Below are 280 nucleotides of genomic sequence, written 5' to 3'. Positions count from 1 at the left end.
TCTTGAGCTTCAAGAGTAATAGTGGCTGCAAACAAAAGCACCACCATAGCGATAAGTTTTTTTGTCATAAGGTACTTGTATTAATAACATTTATTCTTGCGTAAGTGCACCAAAAACTGTGCCAAATTTTACTGCGTCTTCATTAGTACAGAACTGCATGTCGATGGGCAGGTAGTATAACCCCTCCCAGCTTTGCTCAAACCGCACATAATCTTTCTCGGTAGTTAGTACACGCAAGCCTTGCAGTTGTTGCAATTCTTTATCAGTAAAATGATGATGG

At 39.6% G+C, this 280-nt stretch carries 1 protein-coding gene; it reads right to left on the bottom strand.

Annotated elements, in window-relative coordinates; translation table 11 throughout:
• Positions 1-90 precede the first annotated feature (90 nt).
• Positions 91-280, bottom strand: a 190-nt coding sequence (locus HMPREF9441_RS18940) for a tetraacyldisaccharide 4'-kinase (RefSeq protein WP_008623831.1), incomplete at its 5' end; no start/stop codon positions are given.

The organism is Paraprevotella clara YIT 11840 (assembly GCF_000233955.1).
In the GTDB taxonomy this organism is placed as follows: domain Bacteria; phylum Bacteroidota; class Bacteroidia; order Bacteroidales; family Bacteroidaceae; genus Paraprevotella; species Paraprevotella clara.
The sequence above is the reverse complement of the archived record's forward strand: the minus strand, read 5'-3'. Positions and strand labels throughout refer to the sequence as shown.